Genomic DNA, 23,037 nt, shown 5'->3' with positions numbered 1-23,037 from the left:
CGTCGGGAGAGGAGGCCGGGATGAATGCGGTCGGGCATGCGCTGGCGTTGGCCGGCTCGATGACCTGGGAGATCCTGTGGGCCCTGATCCTGGGGTTCGCGCTGTCGGCCGTGGTGCAGGCCGTGGTGCGCAAGTCCACGATCGTGCGGCTGATGGGCGATGACCGGCCGCGAACGCTGGCCGTCGCCGCGGTGCTGGGCGCCGCCTCGTCGTCGTGCTCGTATGCGGCGGTCGCGCTGGCGCGTTCGCTGTTTCGCAAGGGCGCGAACTTCACCGCCGCCATGGCGTTCGAGATCGGCTCGACCAATCTGGTCGTCGAGCTCGGCATCATTCTGGCGTTGCTGATGGGCTGGCAGTTCACCGCGGCGGAATTCGTCGGCGGGCCGATCATGATCGTGTTGATCGCGGTGCTGTTCCGGTTCTTCGTGCGCTCGCGGGTGGTGCGGGCCGCGCGGGAACAGGCCGATCGGGGGGTGGCCGGGTCGATGGAAGGCCATGCGGCCATGGATATGTCGGTGACGGGGGAGGGGTCGTTCCTGCGCCGGCTGCTGTCCGGGCGCGGGCTCACCGCGGTCTCGCACGTCTTCGTCATGGAGTGGGCGGCGATCCTGCGCGATCTGATCATCGGCCTGCTCATCGCGGGCGCGATCGGGGCATGGGTGCCGAATTCGTTCTGGCAGAACTTCTTTCTGACCGATCATCCGGTGCTGTCGGCGGTGTGGGGGCCGATCGTGGGTCCGGTGGTGGCGATCGCGGCCTTCGTCTGCTCCATCGGCAACGTCCCGCTGGCGGCCGTGTTGTGGAACGGCGGCATCAGCTTCGGCGGCGTGACCTCCTTCATCTTCGCCGACCTGCTGATCCTCCCGATCCTCAACATCTACCGCAAGTACTACGGCACCCGCATGATGCTGATCCTGCTGGGCACCTTCTACGCCGCCATGGTCGGCGCCGGCTACGCGGTCGAAATCCTCTTCGGCGCAACGGGTCTCATCCCCGAACATCGCAACGCGATGATCATGTCCGAGGGCATCCGCTGGAACTACACCACCTGGCTGAACATCGTCTTCCTGATCCTGGCCGCCCTGTTGATCCTCCGCTTCGTCCGCACCGGCGGCATCATGATGCTCCGCAGCATGAACGACGCCCCGGAAACCGCACATGCCCAGCATGATCACCACTGACCGCCCTCGACCCGGCGCTGGCGCGCCGGGTCGAGGGACATGAGATAAGGACTGCTGGGCCAAGTGGTATGGGTGCCGTTGAGCAAGGGTTGCTGGGCCGAGGGGCCAGGGTGCCGTCGAGTAAGGGTTGCTGGGCCAAGAGATCTGGGTGCCGTTGAGCAAGGGTTGCCGGGTGAGGGGACGTGAGGTGCTGGCGCGCAAGGATAATGGGTTGCGGGCATCGTGTTCGATGAAGGTATGACGATCGATGGAACGGTGGCGCCGGGGTTCGAAGGGGTGCGGGAGGTCTTCGCCGCGAACTTCGACAAGTACGGGGATGTGGGCGCGGCCGTCGCGGTGTACCGCGATGGGCGGCCGGTGGTGGATCTCTGGGGCGGGTACGCGGATCCGGCGAGCGGGCGGATCTGGGAGCGGGACACGCTGCAGCTGGTGTACTCGGTCACCAAGGGCGTGACGGCCACGATCGCACATCTGCTCGCCCAGCGTGGCGAACTGGATCTGGATGCGCCGGTCGCACGGTACTGGCCGGAGTTCGCCGCCGCGGATAAGGCGCGGATTCCGGTGCGGTGGTTGCTCTCGCATCGTGCCGGGCTGCCGGCGCTGGACCAGCCGGTTCCGCTGTCGGACGCGTTGGCGTGGGAACCGATGGTGGCGGCGCTGGCCACGCAGAAGCCGGTGTGGGAGCCGGGAACCGCGCATGGTTATCACGGTCGCACCTACGGCTGGCTTGTCGGTGAGGTGATCCGCCGGGCGTCGGGACGGACCGTGGGCACGATCCTCGCCGAGGACATCGCGGGACCCTTGGGTGTGGACTTCTTCATCGGCCTGCCCGCATCCGAACGGGCCCGGGTCGGTCGCCTGGTCTTCGCGCCGAAGTCGGATCCGGCCGCGCTTCCGCTCGATCGGATCCCGGAGGCCCTGCGCGGTCTGGTCGCCGCCATGCGGGATCCGAACTCGCTGACCAATCGCGCCTTCGGGGTGACCGATCCCGCCGATCCGGATTTCAACGCACCCGAGGTGCAGGCCGCGGAGATCCCCGCCAGCAACGGCATCGGCACGGCCCGCGGGCTGGCCCGGCTGTATGCCGCCCTGATCGGTGAGGTCGACGGGGTGCGGCTGCTCTCGTCCGAAACCGTGGCCGATGCGGTCCGCGAACAGGCCGTCGGCCTCGATCGGGTGGTATGCCTGCCGAGCCGCTACGCCTCCGGCTATATGCTCCCGACCGACGCCTTCCCCTTCGGCGGCCCGAAATCCTTCGGCCATCCCGGTCGCGGCGGCTCGCTCGCCTTCGCAGATCCCGCCAGCGGCATGGCCTTCGCCTACGTCACCAACCACATCGTCGAGGGCGGTATCGATCTGCGCGCCCCCGATCTGGTGGCCGCGGTGAATCAGGCCCTGGCGTAGTCGCCGAGGCGATGGATCCGGTCGGATCGGAATCACACGGTGAAGGTGAGCCGCGCCGGAGCCAGATAGTCCTCGCGGTCGGTGAGCATCCGCAACTCGGGCCGCAGCTCCTGCGGAATGCGGGCGAGTTCGGCCTGCAACGGTTGCCGATACGCCGCGCCGCGTGAGGTCAGCGGCGGGAACCAGTTGTCGTGATGACTGGGCGCGAACACCTTGGGCCGCAGGGCCTCGATGTAGGTGCGGGGATCGCGCAGGCCGTTGACGATCTGATTGAAACCCTGGATCGCGCCCAGCTGCAGATCGCTCGCGGGCAGGCCGCGCAGCACATCCAGCACGTGCGGTGCGCGATCCAGTAGCGGCCCGGACGAGTCGTGCCAGGTGAGAGTGTATGTGGCCGTGCGGAATTGGTAGAGCAGTGTGCCGCCCTCGGGATCGGCCAGATGGCCGAACAGATGCGCGGCATCGGCGAAACCCGGTGGGTGCGCGGCGATATCGCAGGGGCACGGGGTCGGCCGCAGGCCGGGTGAACCGGTCGCGCCGGTGTCGCGGGCGGTGGGCGCGGAGTGGAGATGCCGCACTACGGTGACGGCCAGGCCGTCGCCCACCTGGTAGTCGTACCGGGCGCCGGGCGCGGAAGCCGCCGAACCCACTGGCACACACCGCAATTCGGCATCACCCATGCGCCCGCGAATCGCCGAGCAGTGTTCGGCCGTGCCGTACACCACCGCCCCGGTCGCCCGCGCGATCGGTGCGGCATCGGCCGCATGGTCGAAATGCCCGTGCCCGATGAAGATCGCGGCCGGTCGCAGCGCCGCCACCTCGGCCGGAGTGGTCGGCACATAGCCGGAGGTCAGCCCGCGCGGCACCCAGGCATCGAGCAGGATCACCGTGCCACCGATCGCGACCGCGAAACTCGCGCATCCGAACCAGGACACCACTATTCGATCCGAGCGCACCGCACCGGTCCCGGCATCGACGATATCCCCGCCGAAGAACCGCTGCCGCGCGGCGATGGTCTGCGCTGTCGTCGGCACCGGCAGGTGGGAGTCGGGGCGGCGCAGACGATCGAAGATCCGGGCCATCGGTACCTCCGGGAAGCTGTTGTGGTTCAGCCGAAGTGGTCGACCAGGGCGGTGTGGAAGCCCGGATCGGTCACGGCGACCAGATGATCGCCCGGCACGACGACCGCGCGACCGTCGGGCAGTGCGGCGGCCAGACGCTCGGGTTCGGCGGCGTACGGGTCGTCCACGCCCGCGAGAACCAGTGTGGGCATGGTGATTCCGGACAGATCGGTCAGGGGCGCCTCGTTCAGCCCCGTCGCCGCGGCGGCGATGGCCTCGAGATCCGCGCCGATCGCCTCGGCGAGGAGGCGGAACATCGAACCCGGCGGCGGCACCTGCGCCGCCTCGCCGCGCATGGCCCCGACCAACTGTTCGGAGGTGATCACGCGATGGTCGATACCGCCCAGATCGACCACACCGCAACCGATTCCGCCGACAACCAGCCGCTCGACCCGGGCATCGGCGCCCGCGACCAGCAGGGCGATGATGCCGCCCATCGAGTATCCGGCCAGGTGGACGCGATCCAGTCCGAGTTCGTCGAACAGCGCGCGCACGTCCGCGGCCATCGCCGACCACGAGTACCTGGCCGGATCGTGAGGCTTGTCCGAGCGCCCGTGACCGCGCGCGTCCAGCGAGATCACCCGCCGCCCCGACGCCTGCAGCGCGGCCACCACGCCCACGCCCATCCAGTTGGCGTTGGTGTCGGCGACGACCCCGTGCTGCAGCACCACCGGAATCCCGTCGCCGGGCCATTCGCGATAGCTCAGCTCGAGCCCGTCCCACGTCTTGAACTTCGTCACTACAGCACCGCCTGGGTCTGGGTCACCTTCGCGACGAGCTTATCGGCCTCATCGCGGATCGCCCGTGCTCGAGTACCTCGACGCCCAACTTCTCGGTGAACGGCATGGTCGTGTGGAACAGTCGCGTGCCCTCGGTATCGATCATGAGTCGAGCTTGCCGAACCGATATGCGCCCGGTCGATTACCCGATAGGTAATCGTGTTCTCCACGATGTGACCGAACTCGGAGGTGCGATCGGATTCCTGTCGCCGCCGAGCAGAAACGAGACCGACGCATGGCCCCGGTTATGAGAATCCTTCGCCTGGTCATGGCATGACGACAATGCCCGGCGTCGGTGTGGCGAAATGCCGATCAGCAGGCCATATCGTCGAATTCCCCCGCGCGGCAGCCCAGTACCCAGGCGCTCCACTCGGCCGGTGTGAACAGCAGCATGCCCGCCTGCGGGTGATTGCTGTTTCGCACGGCCACGCGGCCATCGGTCAGTCGCGCACATTCCACGCAATGGCCGTCCGGTCCGCTGAAACTCGACTTGCGCCAACCGATACCGGAATGACCGGCCATGACGGCGATATGCGGATTGGTCATGTTTACCTCCCAACGAGGGGTTGCAGAAGTGGGCGACAGCGTCACAACAGAAGGCCGAGAACCGGTCTTCAGATCAAGGGATTCCCCGGGACGGTCGCGCTAATCGCGTCTTCACCGTACCGGCCGGTTTTCGATCGCTGTAGGGCGTTCGCCGAATTCGCAGACCGGCGCGCCGGCGTGCCGGGCGCCCACCCGGCCCCCGGGCGGCGATCGATCCCATCGGTCGCGGTTGCCGTAGTCGTGCCGAGGCGCGTGTGAGATCGCGGATCGACGGCGGGAGCTGCGCGGACCGGTGAGCCGATCGATTGCTTCGGGCCGCGGACCCGCCCCGTCCGCGCCGGGAACCGTCGTCGAGCGGCCTCGGCAATCGCATGTGAACCACGGCGAATTCAATTCGCTACATTCGCAATGGAATTGGACTGTGGCGATACAAAGGCATCCAATTCGCCAGTGGAGCACCGGGATTCGCTATTTGTCAGCCGTCCAGGAGATTCGGTGGGCGCCCGCCGACGGCACCGCCACGAAGGTGCGCGGCGGGGTGAAACCCGCCTCGTGGAAGCGCTTTTCGACGGCTCCCGCGATGTCGCCGGTGCGCTCGGCATCGGTCAGGGCGATGATGCTGCCGCCGAATCCGCCGCCCACCATCCGCGCCCCGTGCGCGCCCGCCGCCAGCGCCGCCGCCACGGCGGTGTCCAGTTGCGGTGTGGAGATTTCGAAATCGTCGCGCAGCGAGGCGTGTCCGGCGGTGAGAATGGGGCCGATCGACCGCGGATCGCGGCCCTCGCGCAACTTCTCGACCACGTCCAGCACCCGGGCGTTCTCGGTCACGATATGTCGGGCGCGCCGGCGCACCACCGGATCGCCGATTCGCTCGGTGTCGCCGACATCGGAGATCTCGCGCAGTGATCGCACCCCCAGCGCCGCGGCGGCCTGTTCGCATTCGCGGCGCCGCCGGGCATATCCGCCGTCGGCGAGTTGATGGGGTGTATCGGTGTCTATCACCAGCAATTCCAGTCCGGCGGCGGCCAGATCGAAGGGCACCTGTGCCCGCTCGCCGGTGTCGAAGTCCAAGAACAGCGCATGACCGGCCGTGCACAGCACCGACGCGGACTGATCCAGCGTCCCGGTGGCCGCGCCCACGTAGTCGTTCTCCGCGGCGCGGCCGATATCGATCAGATCGGCCTCGGTGACCGGCAGCGCGAACAGATCGCGCAGCGCGACGGCGACCGAACATTCCACCGCCGCCGACGAGGACAGGCCCGCGCCGACCGGCACCGCACCGTCCAGCTCCAGCACCACGCCCGGGATCCGATGTCCGCGTCGGACGTATTCGTGCACCACGCCGAGCGGATAGCGCGCCCACCCCGTCACCTCGGCCTCGGCGAGCCCCGAAATCGGTTCGCACACTTGCTCATCCGGATGCTGTCGGGACGAGACTCGCACCAGCCCATCCGAATCCGCACGCGCCGCGCACGTCACCACCTGCGGCAGTGCGATGGGCAGCGCGTAGCCGCCGTTGTAGTCGGTGTGCTCGCCGATGATATTGACCCGGCCGGGCGCGACCCAGATGCCGTTCACCGCACCTCCCGCAGCTCCGCCGCCACCGTCTCCGGTGTGGTGTCGCTGATGAACACCTGCATGCCCGATTCGGATCCGGCCAGGTACTTCAGCTTCTCCGGGGCGCGGCGAATCGAGAACAGCTGCAGGTGCAGCCACCAATCCTCGCGCGGCGCACCGGATTTCGGCGTCGGCGCCTGATTCCAGGCGGCGACGTAGGGCATGGGGGTGTCGAATCGGTGGGCGAAGCGGTGCTGTACGTCCAGATACAGCGCCGCGAAGGCGTCGCGCTGGGCGTCGTCCAGATCCGGCAGATCGGGCACCCGCCGATGCGGGAACAGCTGCACCTCGTAGGGCCAGCGGGCGTACGGCGGCACCAGGGCCGTCCACTCCTCGTTCGCCGCCACCACGCGCACCCCGGCGGCGCGCTCATCGGCCAGCAGATCCCCGAACAGATTGCCGCCGTGAGACTTTCGATATCGCGCGAGATTCTCCGAGATCGTGGTCACCCGGGGCGTGACGAATGGATAGGCGTAGATCTGCCCGTGCGGATGCGACAGCGTCACCCCGATCTCCTCGCCGTGGTTCTCGAAGCAGAAAACCTGTGCGACGCCGTCGATCTCGGCCAGTTCCGCGCTGCGCTGGGCCCAGACGTCGACCACCAGCCGGGCGCGCTCGGGATCCAGCTGCGCGAAGGAGCTGTCGTGAACGCTGGTGAAACACACCACCTCACAGCGCCCGAAGCCCTCGCGCAGCGGCGTGAGTGGCGAACCCGCCACCGCGCCCGCATAAGTCGGATCGGCCCCGGTGGACAGCGACGGGAACCGATTCTCGAAAACCGCCACCTGATAATCGGATTCGGGAATCTCGGTGGCCCGCTGCGGTGTGGAGGGGCACAGCGGGCACAGATCCGCCGGCGGGAGGAAGGTGCGGGTCTGCCGATGCGAGGCGATCACCACCCACTCGCCCAGCAACGGATCGAAGCGGGTCTGCGAATGCGTGGTGGTGCTCGGCAGATCGCGGGTGTCGACCGCGGTGCGGGGCGTGGGCTCGGCGTCGAAGTAGAGGATTTCCCTGCCGTCCGCGAGCCTGCGGCGCGTGGTGATCACGGCGCCACAGTACCGCAGGGATGTGAGCGCTCACATCGGCCGGTTACCTCAGTACTCACTCCCGAAGAGACCGCCCGGTCCGTACGAGCCGGTGTTGGGCGGCGGCGGGACCCTCACCCACGCACCGCAGTTGGTCGTCTCGAAGGTGGCGTCGGTCGGCTTGATCAGCGTCCGCACCGGGCTGGTGTAGGTGAAATCGCTGGCGACGACGTTGTGATTGGGGTCGGTGGGCACCCAGTCCGGGCTCAGCCGCCGCCAGAAGCAGCCGTGAGCCGGATCGGGAGTCCCCGGCGCCTGATAGATGCCGGGCTGGATGTCGACACCCACCCGATACCGCCCGTCGCCCGGGATGGTCGCCGGATCGGCGACCGCGGTCCCGGAGCCGAGCATGGTGGCCGCGGCGGCCAGGGCCCCCGCGATGACGAACGTGCGTGCGTGCACGACGATCCTCCTCGAACCGATGTTCCGGACGCTGGTCGGCCGCCCGCGGAAGGTCCCCGCATCCTCTGGGACTCGGGTCTATCAGAATCGACCGGGCAGTTTGGTCGAATTCGGGAAATGGTCGCGGAAAATCGTCGCATTTCGCCGTTGTCGTTCCGCTCGCGCGCCACGATATGTCTGACATGAGACGTCTTCGGCCCGTTTCCCGGGGCAGCGATCTGGTCTGTGGCCCTCGATGCGCGCGATTGTGCACCGATGAGGGACTCTCGGCCCTATTGGCCGCCGATCAGGGGCTGCTGCATTGGCGTGCGGCGCGACGGCTCGGCGGCGACATGGGGCTGGCCGAACATGCGGTGCAGGAGACCCTGCTGCGGGCGTGGCGTAGTTGTGCCACCTACGACCCGGACAAGGGCAGCGTGCGGACCTGGCTGCTGTCGATCGAACGCAATGTGCTCACCGATATCGCTCGCATGCGCGCGGTCCGCCCGGCCGAGACCAGCTGGGACGAGCTCGTCGACGCCGATACCCGGTGGGCCGGACCGGATTTCACCGATGCGCTGACCGACGGGCTGCTGGTCGCGGAGTTGCTGGCCGTGCTGCCGCCCGCGCAGCGCGATGCGGTGGTGCAGGTGATCCTGTGCGATCGCGCCTATCAGGATGTGGCCGCCGATCTCGGCGTTCCGGTCGGGACGGTCAAGACCCGCGTGCACTATGCGCTGCGGTCGCTGCGGAGACTGCCACTGGGTGCCTGAGCGCGGAGTCGAGTGAACCGCAAGCCCTTCCGGCTCGTCGATGAGGTATCGGCGAGGCCGCTCGGTGTCGCGCCCGGGAAATCGAGGGAGTTCGAACCATGTCCGACCATGAGCTCGATCGTCGCACCGCACTGGCCGGTGCCGGAATCGCCGCTGCCGCACTGGGTGTGGCCGCCTGCGCGGATCCCGCGAAGACGCCCGCAGCGGCCCCCGATCGACCATCGACCGGTAGCGGAACAGTAGCTGATGATGTGCTAGCGCGGGTCGCCGATGTTCCGGTCGGGGGTGGGGTGATCGCGGGGGATACGGTCGTCACCCAGCCGGCCGCGGGTTCGTTTCTCGGATTCTCCTCGACCTGTACGCATCTGGGGTGCCGGGTCGGCTCGGTATCCGGGGGACTGATCGCCTGCCCATGTCACGGCAGCCGCTATCGGCTGGACGGCACCGTCGCCGCCGGTCCTGCGCCGCGGCCGCTCGACACGCGGGCGATTCGTGTGGACGGGGATCGCATCCTGCGTGCGTGAGCCCCGGAATCGGGCGTGTCGGCATTCTTGATTGCGCGATAACGGTTCAGTAACTGCATATGCTGTGCGATACTGGCGTTGTCAGAGTGAACCACTGGGTTTGATGTTACTAGTGGGAAGGGAGGGGCGCTCCCGTTCGGGTGCGCCGTCCGCACATGAAGCATCCAAGCATCATCACGACCTGCCTCTGCGTCGCCGCCGGAGCGACGGCCATCGCCACGATTCCGGCGGTCGCCCTCGCCGGTTCGCCGGCGGATGCGCCGCCCTCGGCGGTGATGTCCAACAAACTCTCGGGGAAGACGGTATTCCTCGACCCCGGACATCAGGGGCCCAATCACACCGAGAATCTCGAGCGGCCCGTGAGCGACGGGCGCGGCGGGACGAAGGCCTGCCAGACCACCGGCATGACCACCATGCACGGGGTGCCCGAGCACACCATCAACTGGAATGTCGCCCAGATGGTCAAGCAGTCGCTGGAGGCTCTGGGCGCGCGGGTGCTGCTGAGCCGTCAGGACGATACCGGCTGGGGCGGCTGCGTCGATCAGCGCGCCGCCGCGGCCAACGCCTCCCACGCGGATGTCGCGATGAGCATCCACGCCGACGGCGCGCCCGCCGCCGATCACGGCTTCCACCTCATCATTCCGAAGCTGCCGGTCGCCGATGCCAAGGCCGACCAGGTCCAATCCACCACGGGCCTGGCCGCAACCAAGGTCATGCGCGCCGCCTATCAGCGCGCCGGATTCACCGTCGCCAACTACGGCGGCGCCGCGGACGGCCTGATGACCCGCGCCGATATCGCGGGCCCGGCCCTCACCGAGGTCCCGGAGATCTTCCTGGAGATGGGCAACGGCGACAATCCGCAAGACGCCGGATTGCTGGAGACGCCCCAGGGCCGTCTACAGCATGCCGTCGCCATCACCACCGGGCTGGTCAGCTACCTGCTGAACATCCCACTCGAGGCAACGGCCCCCGCCGACGCCGCACCCGCACCGAATGCGGCGGCGGGACAGAGCAATCCGCAGGCACCGGGCGCGCAGGCGCCGGGTGGTGCTGGAACTGCTGCGGGGCAGGGTAATCCGCTGCCTCAGGGTGCGCAGGCACCTGCCGCGGGCGGCGTTGCCGGGCAGGGTAATTCGCTGCCGTCGGCTGGGCAGGCGCCCGCTGGCGCTCCGGCCGCTGCGGGGCAAGGCAATTCGCTGCCGCCTGCCGCGCAGGCATCTGCCGCTGGTGTGGGTGGCGTTGTCGGGCAGGGTAATCCGGTGCCTCCGGGTGCGCAGGCGCCCGCTGGCACTCCGGCCGCCGCAGGACAGGGGAGCTCGCAGTCGCCCGCTGAGGGGCAATCGTCGGCGATCGCTCCCGCCGGGGCGGGGATAGGTACGCCGAGTGCTTCGGCGCCTTCGGGGTCCGGATCTCGTCCGTTGCCGCCCAGTGGTTCTCAGGGCGGCGGACAGATGGCTCCCGCCGGGGCGATTCCGGCCGATCCGCGAGCTCCCGCACGGAGTGCGCCCAATGGGTCTCCGGCGGTCGTGCCGAATGCACCGGACGGATATGCCCAGGCCGCGCCGAACGGGTCTGCGGCGGTCGCGCCGAGTGCGCCGGACGGATATGCCCAGGCCGCGCCGAACGGTGTCGCGCCGGGTGTGATGTCACCCGGGACGCCCGGCGGCTATTCGGGTCTCGACGCTCAGGCGGGGCCGGGAGCCTCGACCGTGCCCGGGTACCAGGCGATGCCGGGGGCTCAGCCCTCACCAGGGACGCAGGGTATGCCGGGAGCCGCGCCCGGGACGCAGGCTGTGCCCGGTGACGGGCTGTCCGGGGCACAGGCTGTGCCGCCGGGTGCGCAAGGCTCGCCCGGAACCCAGGGTGTGCCGGGGACTCAGCCTTGGCCGGGAACCCAGGGCATGCCGGGAAGTGAGGGTGCGCCGGGAACCCAGGCATTGCCCGGAACCGAGGGCATGCCCGGAACGCAGACCCTGCCCGGAACGCAAGGTTCGCCGGGAACCCAGGGCCAGTCCGGTGCGGGGCAGGCTCCCGACACTGCCGCCGCGGTCGGCACGCTCGTGACCACGGCCATGCATCTGCTGCTTCCCCTGGCCAAATCGCTGGGGCTCGGGGATGCGACGGTGAATTCGGAGATGCTCAATCTCGCCTACAACCTGGTCGCCACGCTCATCACTCCGTGGGTGAAGTAGCCCTCGACACCGGGGCCCGCGCCCACACGTCCCCACCCGAACCAGGCCGGGTGGGGACGTGTGCGCGGGTTGCCCGGTGGTGGCGGTCGGTAAGGTGGGGCGGGTGGCTCGGGGCATTCCTGTACTGATCGTGGCCGGATTTCTCGGCGCCGGGAAGACAACGCTGCTGAATCATCTGTTGCGGCAGCGCGATGCGCGGATCGGCGTGGTGGTCAACGACTTCGGCGCGGTGAATATCGACGCGATGCTGGTGGCCGGCCAGGTCGATGCCATGGTGTCGCTGGGTAACGGATGCGTCTGCTGCGCTGTCGACGTCGGCGAACTGGACGAGATGTTCGAGCGGCTGTCCCAGCCGCGCAATCGCATCGACGTGATCGTGGTGGAGGCCAGCGGGCTGGCCGAGCCGGGCAATCTGATCCGGATGGTGCTCGGCAGCGACAATCCGCGCATCCACTACGGCGGACTGCTCGAGGTGGTCGACGCCGAACATTTCGACGACAGCCGCGCGCTGCATCCGGAACTGGCCGCCCATCTGCGGCTCGCGGATCTGGTCGTGCTCAACAAGGCCGACCGGGTGCCCGAACAACGGTTGGCGCGGCTGCGGGCGGAGATCACCGAGGCGGTGGAACCCGCGCCGGTGTACGCCACCACGCACGGCCGCATCGATCCGCATCTGCTGTTCGATGTGCCCGAACGCGGGGAGCCGACCGTCGCCGAACAGCTCAGCTTCGACGAGCTGTTCGCCGATCACGACCACCACCATGACGACGGTCATCGGCATCTGCACGACGACTACGACACCGTGACCTTCACCAGCGCAACGCCTCTCGACCCGCGGCGGCTGGTGGAATTCCTCGAGAAGTCCCCGCCGGGCCTGTTCCGGGCGAAGGGGCATGCGGTGTTCGCGGTCCCCGGGGAGCATCGAAAGTTCCTGCTGCACATGGTCGGCCGGCATGTGGTCTTCGAACCCGTCACCGCCCGCGGCGAATCCGACGAGACCTGTGTGGTGCTGATCGGCTCGGGGATGGACGCCGAGGCCGTCACGGCACGGCTGCGTGACGCCGTCCACCCCGATACCGAACCGCTCGACGCGCAGACACTGCTGGGCGTCTGGCATTACGTGCCCCGCGCGCTCAGCGACACCCTCGAATACGCCGATATGCCCGAGTGATCCCGGTCGGCGTGACATCACCGAAACAGCGCCGCAACACCGCGGCTCTACGGTGACGGCACGTTCGTCCCACATTCACCGGAGGTGTGCCGTGCAGTTGCGGGAGATGTTGGCGCAGCCGCTGGGCCTGCGATTGCTCCACGGTGACGCCGCCGCGCTGGAGCGGTCCGTCGCCCGGGCCTGTGTGACCGATATGCCCGATCCGACGCCGTTCGTCACCCCGGGCGCGCTGGTCTGCACGGGCCTGGTGTGGCGGAGCGATCCGCGCGACAGCGACCGCTACGTGGGTGTGCTGGCGCACGCCGGGGCGGTCGCGGTCGCGGCCGGGCGGTCGCTGCACGGCCACGTGCCCGACGATGTGATCGCGGCCTGCCGCCGCCATGATCTGCCGCTGCTGGAGGCGCCGCAGAGCCTGCCGTTCAGCCGTATCATCGAACATCTGGCCGCTCGCGGCGCCGAAACCCGTTTGCGCCGAGTGAAATCCGGCCTCGCCCGGCAGCGCCGCCTGCTCGCGGCCGTGGCGGAGGGCCGCGACGCACAGCAGCTGCTCGCCGAATTCGCCCGCGATGGCGACGTGTCGGTATGGCTACTGACCGCCACCGGGATGCCGATCGCGGGTACCGCACCGCTGAGCGAGGACCGGATCGATGCCCTGATCGGCTCGGCGGTGGCCGCATCGCGCCTGCCACTCACGCTGCCCGACGGGTATACGGTCTGGCCGGTCGGTGGGCGGCTGGGTGATCGAATATCGCTGTGGTACCTGGTGATTCGCGATATCGCGCGAGACGACGAGCCCGATGAGTCCGGCTCGGACGTCGCGGCGATCGCCGAGCTGTACCGGATGCGGCAACGCGAGCGGCTGCGCCTGCGCTGGGACGGGCCCGATCGTGCCCATCCCGATCCGATGCGGGACGACTCGATCGCCGTGGTGATCGACACCGTCCTCGCGTCGAACAGCGTTGAAGTCCAGCGTAATTCGCGTGATGAGAGCAGCCCGGCGCTCGGACCCGAGGAGCTTCGGGTGCTGGTTCACGATGTGCTGCCCGGCGCTCGCACCGAGATGGATCGGGACGGGCGCGTCGTGGCCTGGACCACCGGGACCGAACAGGAGATCGCGGCAGTGCTGCGCCGCCACCTCGATCGGCTGCGCCCGGCGCTGCGCGGAGCGCGACTGCGGGTCGGCGTCAGCGCCGGGCGCGTCGGCGAATCCGCCTCCGGTACAGTCGCTTCCGCGGTGGCGGCGGCGTGCGGTGCGGGCGACGAACCGGTGCGCATCCGGATCGCCGACGTCGATTCGGCCGTCGGCCTGCTCACCACCATCCCCGACGATCTCCAGCAGCGCTTCGCCGAACGCGTGCTCGGCCCCGTCGTCGACTACGACCGCCGCACCGGCGCGGGCCTGCTGCATACCCTCGAGATCTTCCTCGGCTGCGCCGGTTCCTGGCGCCAGGCCGCCGACCGAATGCACCTGCACCTCAACACCGTTCGCTACCGCATCGGCCGCGTCGAGGAGCTCACCGGCCGCGACCTCGCCCGCCTGGACGACCGGCTGGATCTGTATTTGGCCGTACAAGCATGTTCGCGGACCGGCTCGTTTCTGGACTGACGGAGCGAGGCCATCAAACAGCATCCCAGGCTATTCCGGCGTCGGGGGCGTCTTCCCGCAGGACGCTCGCCTGGATGAGCCCGTAGGGCCGGTCGGCGGCGTGGAACACCTCACCGGCGTTGTCGATGCCGAAACGGCCCAGATCGTAGGAGAAGTGATGTTTGTTGGGCGCGGACAGGCGTATCTCGGCCAGGCACGGATAGGCCTCCAGCGCGGCACGGCCCATATCGAACAGCGTCTGCTGCAACGCCTTCGACCGCAGGACGGCGAATCGCTCCACCAGTACCGCGCGAATACCGTCGTAGGCGGCGTCCCAGTCGGCCGGTGCCGTCGCGAAGCGCCAGCGCGCCACCAGACTCGTCGCCATCACCCGATCCTGGGTCGGTTCGAGCACCGTGAACGGATCGGTGAGAAAGCCCGCGAATTCCGAGCCGGTGGACTTCAGGATCACCAGATCCCGCACCCCGCCGATCACCCATTCCCGGCGCTGAGAACCCTTGCCCTGCACCGTGATCGCCGTGATACGCACCTCGGGTCCGGTGCGGGTCCAGGTGTGATCGTGCGGGCGGCCCTGCGCCACCACCCGCTCCCACGCGTATTCCTCGATCTCGACGCGCGCCGAATGCACTGGTGCGAAATCGCCCGCGAAATGCCGGGCCAGGGCCAGTCCGTAGTCCTCGATGCTGCCCTGGCCGTGGGTCTTGGCGTAGGCGTAGACGGTCTGCTTCTGCGAGTCGGTGGGCAGCACCGTGCCCTGATCGCCGGTCACGTGGGCGGGCTCGAAATCGCCGCGCAGAGAGGTCGACACGTTGAGATCGCGGATCTCGTGCCGGTCGGTGTCGCGGTAGATGCGCACCACCCGGTTTTCGGCCTTACCGTACTGATTCGGGCCGAGGACGATCTTGCCGGTCATATCGGTCATGCTCACTCCCGCGCTCGACGATCCATCGCTGTCCACTCTGGGCTATCGCGGGCCGGTCCGGCCCTGTACCGCCGACAAACCGGACCCGTTCGCCCGTCCGGCGGTTTGGTTCCGCACACAAGTCCGGCCGCTCGTCCGGCGCACTACCGTTTACTTCTCGTCATTCCGGTGCAGGCCGGAACTACCGTCACGGAGTCACCATGGCAACATCACAGTCCGTCGACATCCGATTGCCCGCCGCGCGGCTGCTGCTGTTCGGCATCCAGCACGTCCTCATCATGTATACCGGCTGCGTCACGGTGCCCCTGGTCTTCGGCGCGGCCGCCGGGCTGGACCGGTCCACGATCGGGATCCTGATCAGTGCCGATCTCCTGGTCGCCGGGGTCATCACGATCGTGCAGAGCCTCGGGATCGGCCGCGTGATGGGCGCCCGGCTGCCGATCGTCTGCGGTGCGACCTTCGTGGCGCTCACACCGATGATCCTGATCGCCAAGCAGTACGGACTGCCCGCGGTGTACGGGTCGATGCTGATCGGCGGCGTGGTCGGGGTGGCGCTGGCGTGGCCGTTCGCGCTGATCGTGCGGTTCTTCCCGCCGCTGGTATCGGGCACGGTTCTGACCGTGGTCGGCATCTCGCTGATCGGGGTGGCCGGCGGTCTGATCGTGGGTAGCGACGCGACCGCGCCGTCGTTCGCCGCGCCCGACCGGATCGCGGTGGCGGCGGTGGTGCTGGTGATCGCGGTCGTATTCACCTGCCTGGGCCGGGGCGTGTGGTCGCAGCTCGGTGTGCTGGTGGCGCTGATCGCCGGTGTGCTGCTGGCGATTCCGCTGGGTCTGCTGCATCTGGACGGCGTATCGGATGCGGCGTGGTTCGGGCTGCCGCATCCGTTCTACTTCGGTGCGCCGCAGTTCCCGCTCGCCGGTGTGGTGGCGATGAGCGTGGCGATCGCGGTGGTGTTCGCCGAGTCGACGGCGAGCCTGCTGGCGATCAGTGAGATCACCGGAAAGCCGTTGGGGCGCGGGGATATCGCGCGCGGACTGGCCGGTGACGGTCTGTCGGCGGTGCTGGCCGGGGTGTTCAGCTCGTTCGTGGATACGATCTTCAATCAGAATGTCGGCGCGGTCGCGACGACGCGGGTGTTCAGCCGGTATGTGACCGCGGTCAGCGGCGCGATACTCGTTGTGCTGGGCCTGATTCCGCGCTTCGGCATGGTGGTGTCGGCGGTGCCGGGACCGGTGGTCGGCGGGGTCGGGCTGGTGTTGTTCGCGACGATCACCGTCGTCGGCGTCGACACCCTGCGCAAGGCCGATCTCGGCGATCGGGTGAACTTCACGATCGCGGCGGTATCGATCGGCGTGGGCCTGATCCCCGTGCTGACCCAGGGCATGTTCGAGAAGTTCCCGTCGGCGGCCCAGATCCTGCTCGACAGCGGAATCACCCTCGCCGCCGTCACCTCGTTCACGCTGAACCTGGTGTTCAATCACACGCGGGCCGGTATCGCCGCCCGCCGCGGATCGGCTCAACCGCAGGCGTTCACCCATTCCGAGAGTCCGTCGGTGAACAGCTGACGCTTCCAGATGGGGACCTCGTGTTTGATGCGGTCGACGAGTTCGGCGCAGGTGCCGAAGGCCTCGGCGCGATGGGGTGCGGCGACGGCGACCGTGATGGCCAGATCGCCGATGCCGAGGGCGCCGATGCGGTGCACCGCCGCGACGGGCAGCCGTGCGGCCGTGGCGATGTCGGCGCAGATCCGGTGCAGGAACAGTTCGGCCTGTGGATGGGCCGAATACTCCAGGGCCGAAACCGCCTGTCCGCCATCATGATCGCGGACCTTCCCGGTGAACACCACGACCGCACCGTATTCGGGCCCGCCCACCGCCGCCTCGACCGCGGCGGGATCCAGTGGGATGTCCACGATTCCGGTGAGCCGCACCAGCTCACTCATGGCTGCCTCCTCCGGCGACCTGCGCCAGCAGATGATCCAACAGCGGTTCCAGCACGGCGATGCCGTCGCGCACGCCGCCGGGGGAACCGGGCAGATTGATGACGACCGTCCGTCCCGCCAGCCCCGCCACGCCACGGCTCAGGGCGGCGAGCGGGAAGGTCGCGGTGCCGCGCAGCCGAATCGTCTCGGCCACCCCGGGCAGCTCGCGATCCAGCACGGCCAGCGTGGCCTCGGGCGTCGCATCGGTGGGAGAGGCCCCGGTGCCGCCGGTGGTGATCACCAGGCCGGGTGCACCGGTCAACGCATCGGCCAGCCCGTCGGCGATATCGGCATCGGGGTAGACGAGCGGCCCCCGGACCGAAAAGCCCTGCCCGGCAAGCCATTCCATGAGAACGGGACCGGTCTTGTCGATCCGGGTGCCCGCGGCCGTGCCGGTCGAGGCGACCAGCACGACGGCCGTTCGCGATCCCTCCGCGGCGTCCCGCGCCCGGATGTGCGCGTGCTGCCCGCTGTTGGTGACTCCGGGCGAGTGATCGTGCTGCGGCGCAGGCGAATCGGTGCGTTCCCAATGTCCGCGCTTACCACCGTCTTTGGTCAGCAGCCGCACGCCCGTCAGCACCGCCGCCGGGTCGACCGCCTTGACCATATCGTGCAGGGTGAGGCCCGCGACGGCGACGGCGGTGAGGGCCTCCATCTCCACGCCGGTGGGGCCCTTGGTCTTCGCGGTGGCCTCGATGGTGATCGAATCCGCGGTGAGACCGAAGCTCACGTTCACCGAGGACAGCGACAGCTGGTGGCACAGCGGGATCAGCTCGGAGGTCTTCTTCGCCCCGGCGATTCCGGCGATGCGGGCGGTCGCCAGCACATCGGCCTTGGGCATATCGTCGGCCTGGACGAGCCGGACCACCTCGGCGGTGGTGCGCAGTTCTCCGGCCGCGACCGCCACGCGGGTGGTGTCGGCCTTGGCGCTCACGTCCACCATGCGCGCCCGACCCTCGGAATCCAGATGTGACAGCTCCGTCATAGCTCCAAGACTTCCACAACCGATCCGGCCGCCAGTTCGGTGACCTCCGCCGGAATGTCGATCAGCACATCGGCGTGTGCCATCGCGGCGATCAGATGTGAGCCCGGACCCGACGCCAGCGCCACGCCGTCGATCTCCATCCGCCCGCGCAGGAACTGCCGCCGACCGGCGGGGGAGCGAACCGGATCCAGCAGCGGCACATCGGCTTTCGGTATCGGCGGCAGACCCGACAGCTCGCGCAGCATCGGACGGGCGAAGACCTCGAACGACACCATGGTGCTCACCGGATTACCCGGGAAACTCAGCACCGGCACGCCGTCGACGACCGTGATCCCTTGCGGCCCACCGGGTTGTACCGCGACCGAGCCGAATTCCCCGCCGCACGTGGCCAGCACGTCCTTGACCACCTCGAAATCGCCCTTGGAGACCCCGCCGGAGGTGAACACCACATCCGCGGCGGCCGTCGCCCGGTCCAGCTTCGCGCGGAATTCGGCCGGATCGTCGCGGCTGTGGTCGACCGAGATCACCTCGACCCCGTTGGCGGCCAGCACGGCGGCCAGTGCGATCCCGTTGGAGTTGTGGATCTGCCCGGGCCGCAGCTCGGCGCCCGCGGGCATCAGCTCGTCACCGGTGGTGAGCACCGCCGCGCGCACCCGCCGGTAGACCGGTAGCCGGGGGATTCCCACGGCCGCCAGCGCCGCGATATGCCGGGGCGCGATGAGCGTGCCCGCCGCGACCAGCAGCTCACCGGCCCGCACATCGGTGCCCGCCTCGCGCACGAAATCGCCTGCGCGACGGCCCCGTTCGATGGTGACCGTGGTCTCATCGGAGCGGGTGTCCTCGACCGGGACCACACAGTCCGCGCCCGGCGGGATCGGCGCGCCCGTCATCACCTTCACGGCCGCGCCCGGCGGCAGCGGCGTCTGCCCGGACTGACCGGCCGCGACCACCCCGGCCAGCGGCAGCGTCGCGGGCGTGACGGTGACCGATTCGGCCCGCACGGCGTAGCCGTCCATCCCCGAGTTGCGGAACACCGGCAGATCCAGCGGCGCCCGCACGTCGACAGCAAGCAGGCGATCGCGCACCTCGGCCATCGCCACCTCCTCGACATCGCGCACGGCGAGCGGGCGCAGCAACTGCTCGACGCGATGGCGATGCTCCTCGACCGATCGGGCCGAGGTGGTGGTGGCAGGGCGGGTAGTCATGGCGTCAGCCTAATCGGCGCAGGTGCGAGCACAGTTCGTAGATTCCTCCGAAGCATGTCCGGGCGAACGTGACAATAATGGGTGCCGTGACCGTGGTTGTGATGGGAATTCCCGCCGTGCGAGGCAAGCGGCCCGCGCTGGACGGCCGGCCCGACACTCCACATCTGGTCGACCGATTCGGGCGGGTAGCCCGCGATTTGCGTGTCTCCATCACCGAGAAGTGCTCGCTGCGCTGCACGTATTGCATGCCCGAGGAGGGCCTGCCCGCGATCCCTGCCGACGAATTGCTCTCGGCCGAGGAGATTGTGCGGGTGGTCACCCTGGCCGTGCGCGAGCTCGGGGTGCGCGAGGTCCGCTTCACCGGCGGCGAGCCGCTCATGCGCCGCGATCTGGAACAGATCGTCGCGGGCTGCCGCGCGGAACTGCCCACGACGCCGCTGGCCATGACCACCAATGCGGTCGGCCTCGAACATCGCGCGGCCGGCTTGGCTCGGGCCGGGCTGAACCGGGTCAACGTCTCCCTCGACACCGTCGATCGGGCGGGCTTCGCCCGGCTGACCCGGCGCGATCGGCTCGGTTCGGTCCTGGCCGGAATTCGCGCCGCCCGCCGGGCCGGGCTGGCGCCGGTGAAGGTGAACGCCGTGCTCATGCGCGAAACCCTTTCCGGCGCACCGGATCTGCTGCGGTGGTGCCTGGACGAGGGCTGCGAGCTGCGATTCATCGAGGAGATGCCGCTCGACGCCGATCACGAATGGGCGCGCGCGAATATGGTCACCGCCGCCGAACTGCTCGATGTGCTCACCGCGCGGTTCACCCTCGCCGAGATCGGCCGCGACGATCCGGCCGCGCCCGCGGAGAGCTGGCTGGTCGACGGCGGCCCGGCCACGGTCGGCATCATCGCCTCGGTGACCCGCAAGTTCTGCGGCGACTGCGACCGCACCCGGCTGACCGCCGACGGTATGATCCGCTCCTGCCTGTTCAGCGATCAGGAATACGATCTGCGCACACCGCTGCGCGCGGGCGTGGGCGACGACGAACTGGCCACGCTGTGGCGCGGCGCGATGTGGAACAAATGGGCCGGGCACGGTATCGATGCCGCCGGATTCGTGCCCCCGGAACGGACGATGGGAGCGATCGGTGGTTGAGGTCCGTTACTTCGCCGCGATTGCCGACGCGGTCGGCAGGACGCGCGAACAGTTCGATCTCCCGGCCGGTGCCACGGTCGACGACCTGCGCGGGGCGCTGTCGGCGGCCTACGGCGCCGACCTCGACACGATGGTGAAGGTATGCGCCTTCCTCATCGGCGACGAACTCACCCGTGACGGGAGTATGCGGCTCGGCCCGCGCGTCGACGTGCTGCCGCCCTTCGCGGGCGGATGATCCCGGGACGCTCTGGGCCGGATAGCATTTCGCGCGTCGCCGCTCGCTGTCGATCCGCCGAGGAGCTCCCATGACCCAATCGCCGAAATCCGCACAGCATCCGGTCGTGGTCGACTTCCGAGCCAAGCGCCAGGGAGACCTGCAGCTGCGGGTGGCGGACTGGATCACCAAGTTCGCGGGATCGATGCGGTTCGTCTATATCCACGCGGTCGCGTTCGCGGTGTGGATGATCTGGTGTGAGAAGACTCCGTGGCCGACCTTGACCCTGGTGGTGTCGCTGGAAGCGATCTTCCTGTCGACCTTCGTGATGATCGGCCAGAACCGGCAGGCCGAATTCCAGCAGATGAAGGCCGATCACGACTTCTCCGAATCGGAGCTGGAGCTCAAGACCAATACCGAACTGACCCGTGCCATCCATGCGATGACCACCGAGCTGCATCGCCGGATCATCGAGGATCCGGCCCCCAAGACCTAGCCGCGCCACCAAGTGTCGAGCGGTGTCACCGGCTGTGCCCGCTTATGCCGGGTCATGCGGTAGATCGACTCGATCCGCTCGGCGGTCTCGGAATCGGCATCCCGACCCTCGAGGTAGTCGTCGATCTGCGCGTATTTGAGGCCGAGGGCGACCTCGTCGGGCAGGGCGGGCCGATCGTCCTCGAGGTCGGCGGTCGGCACCTTCTGCCAGACGCTCGGCGGGGCGCCCAATTCCTGCAGCAGCGCGGTGCCCTGGCGTTTGGTGAGGCCGGTGAGCGGAGTGATGTCGACGCCGCCGTCGCCGTATTTGGTGAAGAAGCCGGTGACCGCCTCGGCCGCGTGATCGGTGCCGACCACGAGCATGTTCAGCTGACCGGCGATCGAATACTGGATGACCATGCGCTCGCGGGCCTTGATGTTGCCGCGCACGAAGTCGCGCAATTGTGGCAACTCGCCCAGGATTTCGCGCAGGCCCAGCGCGGATTCCGCCGCCACCGCATCGGCGCTCGGCTTGACGTTCACCTCGATCGAGCGGTCGGGGCGGATGAACCGCAGCGCGATCTGGGCGTCCTGCTCATCGGCCTGCACGCCGTAGGGCAGCCGCACCGCGACGAAGGTGGCCTCGCGGCCCTCGGCGCGCAGCTCCTCGGCGGCCAGCTGGCACAGCCGACCGGTCAGCGAGGAATCCTGACCGCCGCTGATGCCGAGTACGAAACCCGTTGCGGGCGTGGACTTCAGATAGTCCTTGAGGAAATCGACGCGCCGGCGCACCTCGACCTTCGGCTCGATGACCGGCTGTACGCCCAATTCGGCGATGATCTGTTCGCGCAGATTCCCCATGGGCGTCACTCTAATCGTCTGGTCCGTGGGCGTTGATCGTCTGGTCCGTGGGCGTTGATCGTCTGGTCCATGGACGCTGATCGTCTGGTCCATGGACGCCTAATCATCTGTTCCATGGACGCGAGGTACGAGCGTGCGGACCAGCCGTTCCCAATGGTCGCCGACCTGGTCGAGGGTGTAGCCGAGGACCTGGATCTGATGCAGTACCAGGGTGGCGTCCAGCGTGGCCAGCAGGGTGTCGGCCAGCAGCGGGATCTCGCCGCGCGCCCCGGCCTGCCGCAGCAGCAGGGCCACATGGGTTTTGGCGATGTTGTAGGGCGGTGTGGTGAATCGGCCGTGTTCGTCGGCGGCCCGGCGCACCTCGCCCTCCACCTCGATATCGGCCAGTCTGGCGCGACCGAAGGCCACCAGCCGCTCCACCGGCGGGGCGTCCGGGCCCAGCGGCGGCGGGCCGAAGATGTAGGCGGCCTGCAGTTTTCGATCCGACTGGTCGAGCAGGGCCATCATCAGCCCGGCGCGACTGCCGAAGCGGCGGAAGACCGTGCCCTTGCCGACGCCCGCGCGCTTGGCGACCGCGTCCATGGTGACCGCGTCGGCGCCGTGCTCGCGGACCAGTTGTTCGGCCGCGTCCAGCAGCAGCTGCCGATTGCGCGCGGCATCGCTACGCTCGGTATGTTCGGCCACCGGCAGGAAAGCGGCCGATTCGATCGGGGGGAACGGCACCGAGATCGGCTCGATCGGAATCGATTTCGGTGGTTCGATAGGTGTGCTACGGCTCACGGCGGGCTACCTGAGGGTAGGGAATGAAGCGGACCATGGTCCGGTTATTGTGGCATGAAAGCGGAACACCCCGCCCACTGCACA

The 23,037-nt window shown here is 68.7% G+C and carries 23 protein-coding genes; 11 read left to right on the top strand and 12 right to left on the bottom strand.

Going from position 1 to position 23,037, the window contains the following annotated elements:
• Positions 1–20: 20 nt before the first annotated feature.
• Both ACIA76_RS20180 and ACIA76_RS20175 read left to right on the top strand, forming a co-directional pair.
• Positions 21–1,181 (top strand): permease, encoded by a 1,161-nt coding sequence (locus ACIA76_RS20180; RefSeq protein ID WP_397153357.1) that lies wholly within the window; start codon positions 21–23, stop codon positions 1,179–1,181.
• A gap of 237 nt (positions 1,182–1,418) precedes the next feature.
• Positions 1,419–2,585: a serine hydrolase domain-containing protein gene (locus tag ACIA76_RS20175; protein ID WP_397153356.1), complete on the top strand. Its 1,167-nt coding sequence runs from the start codon at positions 1,419–1,421 to the stop codon at positions 2,583–2,585.
• 32 nt (positions 2,586–2,617) lie between these two features.
• On the opposite strand, the gene ACIA76_RS20170 is transcribed toward ACIA76_RS20175, so the two are convergent.
• The 6 genes from ACIA76_RS20170 to ACIA76_RS20145 form a co-directional block, all read right to left on the bottom strand.
• The gene (locus ACIA76_RS20170; RefSeq protein WP_397153355.1) at positions 2,618–3,667 is read right to left on the bottom strand and encodes an MBL fold metallo-hydrolase; all 1,050 of its coding nucleotides are present in this window, start codon (positions 3,665–3,667) and stop codon (positions 2,618–2,620) included.
• 26 nt (positions 3,668–3,693) lie between these two features.
• Positions 3,694–4,446, bottom strand: coding sequence for an alpha/beta fold hydrolase (locus tag ACIA76_RS20165; protein WP_397153354.1), 753 nt, complete (start codon positions 4,444–4,446; stop codon positions 3,694–3,696).
• A 351-nt stretch (positions 4,447–4,797) separates the two neighbouring features.
• A complete protein-coding gene (locus tag ACIA76_RS20160) occupies positions 4,798–5,031 on the bottom strand; it encodes a DUF397 domain-containing protein (RefSeq protein ID WP_397153353.1) in 234 nt (77 codons plus the stop codon).
• Positions 5,032–5,499: 468 nt separating this feature from the next.
• The gene (gene galK / locus ACIA76_RS20155; RefSeq protein ID WP_397153352.1) at positions 5,500–6,609 is read right to left on the bottom strand and encodes a galactokinase; all 1,110 of its coding nucleotides are present in this window, start codon (positions 6,607–6,609) and stop codon (positions 5,500–5,502) included.
• On the bottom strand, positions 6,606–7,697 hold the full coding sequence (gene galT / locus ACIA76_RS20150; RefSeq protein ID WP_397153351.1) for a galactose-1-phosphate uridylyltransferase: 1,092 nt from the start codon (positions 7,695–7,697) through the stop codon (positions 6,606–6,608). The genes galK and galT overlap by 4 nt, the downstream gene beginning before the upstream one ends.
• A 48-nt stretch (positions 7,698–7,745) precedes the next feature.
• On the bottom strand, positions 7,746–8,138 hold the full coding sequence (locus ACIA76_RS20145; RefSeq protein ID WP_397153350.1) for a hypothetical protein: 393 nt from the start codon (positions 8,136–8,138) through the stop codon (positions 7,746–7,748).
• 245 nt (positions 8,139–8,383) lie between these two features.
• On the opposite strand from ACIA76_RS20145, the gene ACIA76_RS20140 reads away from it, so the two are divergent.
• The 5 genes from ACIA76_RS20140 (at position 8,384) to ACIA76_RS20120 (ending at position 14,383) form a co-directional block, all read left to right on the top strand.
• A complete protein-coding gene (locus ACIA76_RS20140; protein ID WP_397153349.1) occupies positions 8,384–8,890 on the top strand; it encodes a sigma-70 family RNA polymerase sigma factor in 507 nt (168 codons plus the stop codon).
• Positions 8,891–8,988: 98 nt separating this feature from the next.
• The gene (locus ACIA76_RS20135) at positions 8,989–9,414 is read left to right on the top strand and encodes a ubiquinol-cytochrome c reductase iron-sulfur subunit (protein ID WP_397153348.1); all 426 of its coding nucleotides are present in this window, start codon (positions 8,989–8,991) and stop codon (positions 9,412–9,414) included.
• A gap of 155 nt (positions 9,415–9,569) precedes the next feature.
• The gene (locus ACIA76_RS20130) at positions 9,570–11,606 is read left to right on the top strand and encodes an N-acetylmuramoyl-L-alanine amidase (RefSeq protein WP_397153347.1); all 2,037 of its coding nucleotides are present in this window, start codon (positions 9,570–9,572) and stop codon (positions 11,604–11,606) included.
• Positions 11,607–11,709: 103 nt separating this feature from the next.
• Positions 11,710–12,777 (top strand): CobW family GTP-binding protein, encoded by a 1,068-nt coding sequence (locus ACIA76_RS20125; protein WP_397153346.1) that lies wholly within the window; start codon positions 11,710–11,712, stop codon positions 12,775–12,777.
• A 91-nt stretch (positions 12,778–12,868) separates the two neighbouring features.
• Entirely contained in the window at positions 12,869–14,383 is a 1,515-nt protein-coding gene (locus ACIA76_RS20120; RefSeq protein WP_397153345.1) for a helix-turn-helix domain-containing protein, read from the top strand.
• Between the two features lie 13 nt (positions 14,384–14,396).
• On the opposite strand, the gene pucL is transcribed toward ACIA76_RS20120, so the two are convergent.
• A complete protein-coding gene (pucL, locus tag ACIA76_RS20115; protein WP_397153344.1) occupies positions 14,397–15,305 on the bottom strand; it encodes a factor-independent urate hydroxylase in 909 nt (302 codons plus the stop codon).
• 200 nt (positions 15,306–15,505) lie between these two features.
• On the opposite strand from pucL, the gene ACIA76_RS20110 reads away from it, so the two are divergent.
• Entirely contained in the window at positions 15,506–16,873 is a 1,368-nt protein-coding gene (locus ACIA76_RS20110) for a solute carrier family 23 protein (protein WP_397153343.1), read from the top strand.
• Here the strand turns inward: ACIA76_RS20110 and ACIA76_RS20105 are convergent.
• Genes ACIA76_RS20105 through glp form a run of 3 tightly spaced genes read right to left on the bottom strand, consistent with a single transcriptional unit; the run spans position 16,825 to position 19,479 of the window.
• Positions 16,825–17,250, bottom strand: a complete 426-nt coding sequence (locus tag ACIA76_RS20105) for a molybdenum cofactor biosynthesis protein MoaE (protein WP_397153342.1) — start codon at positions 17,248–17,250, stop codon at positions 16,825–16,827. The genes ACIA76_RS20110 and ACIA76_RS20105 overlap by 49 nt on opposite strands.
• Positions 17,243–18,274 carry a bifunctional molybdenum cofactor biosynthesis protein MoaC/MoaB gene (gene moaCB / locus ACIA76_RS20100; protein WP_397153341.1) on the bottom strand — a complete coding sequence of 344 codons (1,032 nt, stop codon included), beginning with the start codon at positions 18,272–18,274 and terminating at the stop codon, positions 17,243–17,245. The genes ACIA76_RS20105 and moaCB overlap by 8 nt, the downstream gene beginning before the upstream one ends.
• Complete coding sequence (gene glp, locus ACIA76_RS20095) at positions 18,271–19,479, bottom strand: gephyrin-like molybdotransferase Glp (RefSeq protein ID WP_397153340.1); 1,209 nt, start codon at positions 19,477–19,479, stop codon at positions 18,271–18,273. Before glp ends, moaCB begins: the two co-directional genes overlap by 4 nt.
• Positions 19,480–19,565: 86 nt before the next feature.
• On the opposite strand from glp, the gene moaA reads away from it, so the two are divergent.
• From moaA to ACIA76_RS20080, 3 genes are all read left to right on the top strand, one after another.
• Positions 19,566–20,624, top strand: coding sequence for a GTP 3',8-cyclase MoaA (gene moaA / locus ACIA76_RS20090; RefSeq protein WP_397153339.1), 1,059 nt, complete (start codon positions 19,566–19,568; stop codon positions 20,622–20,624).
• Entirely contained in the window at positions 20,617–20,859 is a 243-nt protein-coding gene (locus ACIA76_RS20085; protein ID WP_397153338.1) for a MoaD/ThiS family protein, read from the top strand. Before moaA ends, ACIA76_RS20085 begins: the two co-directional genes overlap by 8 nt.
• A 70-nt stretch (positions 20,860–20,929) precedes the next feature.
• Entirely contained in the window at positions 20,930–21,334 is a 405-nt protein-coding gene (locus ACIA76_RS20080) for a DUF1003 domain-containing protein (RefSeq protein ID WP_397153337.1), read from the top strand.
• Here ACIA76_RS20080 and nadE read toward each other — a convergent pair.
• Positions 21,331–22,173 (bottom strand): ammonia-dependent NAD(+) synthetase, encoded by an 843-nt coding sequence (gene nadE, locus ACIA76_RS20075; RefSeq protein ID WP_397153336.1) that lies wholly within the window; start codon positions 22,171–22,173, stop codon positions 21,331–21,333. The genes ACIA76_RS20080 and nadE overlap by 4 nt on opposite strands.
• A gap of 99 nt (positions 22,174–22,272) precedes the next feature.
• Positions 22,273–22,881, bottom strand: coding sequence for a TetR/AcrR family transcriptional regulator (locus ACIA76_RS20070; RefSeq protein ID WP_397153497.1), 609 nt, complete (start codon positions 22,879–22,881; stop codon positions 22,273–22,275).
• Positions 22,882–23,037 lie beyond the last annotated feature (156 nt).

Origin of the sequence: Nocardia sp. NPDC051570, assembly GCF_044454005.1 — a bacterium.
Taxonomy (GTDB): Bacteria; Actinomycetota; Actinomycetes; order Mycobacteriales; family Mycobacteriaceae; genus Nocardia.
The sequence above is the reverse complement of the archived record's forward strand: the minus strand, read 5'-3'. Positions and strand labels throughout refer to the sequence as shown.

Coding starts and splice junctions, on each gene's coding strand:
- nadE (WP_397153336.1), bottom strand. CDS start 22,173: ATGGGGAATCTGCGCGAACAGATCATCGCCGAATTGGGCGTACAGCCG.
- ACIA76_RS20135 (WP_397153348.1), top strand. CDS start 8,989: ATGTCCGACCATGAGCTCGATCGTCGCACCGCACTGGCCGGTGCCGGA.
- ACIA76_RS20080 (WP_397153337.1), top strand. CDS start 20,930: ATGACCCAATCGCCGAAATCCGCACAGCATCCGGTCGTGGTCGACTTC.
- ACIA76_RS20110 (WP_397153343.1), top strand. CDS start 15,506: ATGGCAACATCACAGTCCGTCGACATCCGATTGCCCGCCGCGCGGCTG.
- ACIA76_RS20160 (WP_397153353.1), bottom strand. CDS start 5,031: ATGACCAATCCGCATATCGCCGTCATGGCCGGTCATTCCGGTATCGGT.
- ACIA76_RS20175 (WP_397153356.1), top strand. CDS start 1,419: ATGACGATCGATGGAACGGTGGCGCCGGGGTTCGAAGGGGTGCGGGAG.
- ACIA76_RS20180 (WP_397153357.1), top strand. CDS start 21: ATGAATGCGGTCGGGCATGCGCTGGCGTTGGCCGGCTCGATGACCTGG.
- ACIA76_RS20130 (WP_397153347.1), top strand. CDS start 9,570: ATGAAGCATCCAAGCATCATCACGACCTGCCTCTGCGTCGCCGCCGGA.
- moaCB (WP_397153341.1), bottom strand. CDS start 18,274: ATGACGGAGCTGTCACATCTGGATTCCGAGGGTCGGGCGCGCATGGTG.
- ACIA76_RS20170 (WP_397153355.1), bottom strand. CDS start 3,667: ATGGCCCGGATCTTCGATCGTCTGCGCCGCCCCGACTCCCACCTGCCG.
- ACIA76_RS20105 (WP_397153342.1), bottom strand. CDS start 17,250: ATGAGTGAGCTGGTGCGGCTCACCGGAATCGTGGACATCCCACTGGAT.
- pucL (WP_397153344.1), bottom strand. CDS start 15,305: ATGACCGATATGACCGGCAAGATCGTCCTCGGCCCGAATCAGTACGGT.
- glp (WP_397153340.1), bottom strand. CDS start 19,479: ATGACTACCCGCCCTGCCACCACCACCTCGGCCCGATCGGTCGAGGAG.